The organism is Streptomyces sp. SID3212, from assembly GCF_009865405.1.
In the GTDB taxonomy this organism is placed as follows: Bacteria; Actinomycetota; Actinomycetes; order Streptomycetales; family Streptomycetaceae; genus Streptomyces.
In genome coordinates, this window is sequence record NZ_WWJY01000437.1 from 1 (window position 1) to 2,365 (window position 2,365).

At 73.3% G+C, this 2,365-nt stretch carries 2 protein-coding genes and 1 pseudogene; 1 reads left to right on the plus strand and 2 read right to left on the minus strand.

The annotated features are described in order from the left end of the window. A pseudogene (locus tag GT042_RS13010) lies at positions 1-796 on the plus strand (lipopolysaccharide biosynthesis protein); the annotation flags it as partial. On the opposite strand, the gene GT042_RS13015 reads toward GT042_RS13010, so the two are convergent. Together GT042_RS13015 and GT042_RS13020 are read right to left on the minus strand one after the other, a co-directional pair. Next, positions 775-1,848 (minus strand): glycosyl hydrolase, encoded by a 1,074-nt coding sequence (locus tag GT042_RS13015; RefSeq protein WP_161308864.1) that lies wholly within the window; start codon positions 1,846-1,848, stop codon positions 775-777. The pseudogene GT042_RS13010 and the gene GT042_RS13015 overlap by 22 nt on opposite strands. Continuing rightward, on the minus strand, positions 1,845-2,365 hold a 521-nt coding region (locus GT042_RS13020; RefSeq protein WP_202532709.1), incomplete at its 5' end, for a hypothetical protein. The genes GT042_RS13020 and GT042_RS13015, both read right to left, overlap by 4 nt.

Genomic DNA, 2,365 nt, shown 5'->3' on the forward strand with positions numbered 1-2,365 from the left:
GCGGCGGGAGGGCCCCGGGGGCGGGCCGGTACGGCCGGACGACGGGTACGGCACCAACTGGGCGCGGGAGAGGGCGTACCCGGACGGCGCGTACCACCACGTGCGCCACCGCGCGCACCATCCCGTGGACCACCCCATGGGACGACCGTCGGTGTCCCCGAGTCGTGCTCGCGAGCGTGAGGAGCGCTGGATCACGCTGCTGTGGCTGCTGCTCGGGCTGGCCGCCGGGCTGTTCTGGTCCCCGCTGGCGCGTGTGGTGCCGCTCGGCCAGGACCCGCTGACCGGGCGGGAGTTGTTCGACGCGCTGCCTCCGCTCACCCTCGCGGGGGGTGTGCTGCTGATCGTCGTCCAGTGCGCCGCCGCGTCGCTGGTCCGGCCTCGGCCGGTGCTGCTCGGGACGGGGCTGCTGATCAGTTTCGCGTCGCTGCACGCGGCGCCGCCGCTGCTGGGCGTACGGCCCGAGCGGGCGTCGGGGCCCTGGCACGGGCCGGTCGTGGAGGTCCTGGTGGAGGTGGGTGGGGGGCGGTTCGGCCGGGACGACGTCCTGCGTGCGCTGCCGGTGGCGCTGCAACTGCTGTGCCTCGGGCTGGCCGCCGTGACCCTGTGGGCGGTACGGGCCGACGGCCGGGTCACCGCCGGGGTGTTGTGGGTGCTGGTGATCACCGGCTGGGCGGCCCAGCGCCCGTTCGCCGCCGCGCCCGTACCGGTGTTCGTGGGGCTGGTGGGGGTGGCGGGCGCGGCGCTCGCCGTACGTCTTGCTCCACTCGTACGGCGCTACCGTGGGGGCAGTGGCTGATTGAAGTAGCCGTCACGGCCCGCCTCGCGGTAACCCTCCAGCGCCGGGCCCTTGTTGACGGTCAGGTCGCAGTTGGCGCCGGGCACCGGCCGGTTCCAGTGCACGAGTGCCTTCACCTTCGGCAGGGTGGGTGCCGTGTGCGGGATGTCCTCGTACCAGCCGCGTTGCCGGTCGGGCCTCGCCGGATCGGGTGCCGTACTGAACTCCGCGAGCATCACCGGCTTGGTGTCGGAGATGTTCGCGCGGAGCCAGTCGTACGACGGGCGCTGGCTGCGGTCGAAGTCGAGCCAGTCCGGGGAGTCGTGGCACCGGAAGTAGTTGTACTGGTCCATGCCGATCCAGTCGACGTACGCGTCCCCCGGGTAGAGCTTCTTCATCAGCTCGGCGTTCCCGAGGTAGCCGGACACCGTCCACACCCACACCACGTTGTCCACGCCGAGCTGCCGGAACCGGTCGTGGATGTGGCGGTAGGCGGCGACGAACTCCTCGGGGGTGCCGGCGTCGGGGGTGCGGAAGTCGGTCTCCTGGTCGAAGGAGAAGAAGACGCGCTTGCCGTACGCCTTGAGGCGGCGGGCCTGCGGATCGATGATCTCCTCGTCGAGGTCACCGGCGGCGACCTTGTCCCAACCGAGCTGCGTCTCCGTCCAGTTGCGGTGGTGCGGCTCGGTCCACACGGTGGACTCCCAGGCGAGCATCAGCATGCGGTCCTCGCCCAACTCCTTCTCGTCGGGGGTGAGCAGGGTCCCGTCGCGGTCGGTGCCGGACATGTCGTGGTAGTTGTAGACAAGGTCGAGCTTGCGGCCGATCTTCTTCTCCAGGCTGTGGACGGCGTCGGTGAGCGACCCGTTCTTCGCGTACGGGACGTAGGCGCCCCACCAGGCTCCGCACGGCGGTTCCAGCAGGGTGGTGGGGGCGCAACTCGCCTGTGGGGCAGGCGCGTTCTCCTGCCGGTCGATCCAGAGGCCGGCGCCGGTGAGCAGCGCGCCGACGGCGGTCAGAGCGAGGGCGAGGAGGGCGGCCCCGCGGGGGTCCCGGTGCGCCCGCTCGGTCATCGAGGCGCCTCGGGGTCCTGTGCGGGTGCCGGGTCCGGCGCGGGTTCGGGTTCGGGTGCCGGTTCGGGGTCCGGCTGCGACGCCGTATCCGGCTGGCGTGTGGCGCCCCCGCCGGCGCCGCGTGCCGCTGCGGGGAGCGGCAGGCCGGGCAGGAGGCTCGCGAGGGTGGTGACGGTGGCGAGCGAGGCGAGGAAGAGGGCGGCCGAGAAGCCGGACACCAGGAACAGTGCGGTGGCGACGAGCGTCGCGAGGGACAGGCTCAGAGGCGCGGCGAGCGCCGACACCTCCAGCCGCGCGCCGGGACGTGGCCGCTGCGGAAGCAGCAGAGCGAGGCCGGGCCCGAGGCTGACGAAGAGAAGCACCGGTATCCACCGCGCCGGCACTCCGTCGGGCAGCGCGGTGGCGGCGAGGGCCGCCCAGCCGGAGAGGGCGAGGACGGCCCGGAGGGCGAGGTGGTCGCGCGGCGGGAGGATGCGGGGGGTGCGGGGCGGGGTGGAGGGGGCGTTGGGCAGCTCGG

Excerpts from the sequence above, each read along its gene's own strand:
- GT042_RS13015 (WP_161308864.1), bottom strand. The coding sequence starts at position 1,848 with ATGACCGAGCGGGCGCACCGGGACCCCCGCGGGGCCGCCCTCCTCGCC.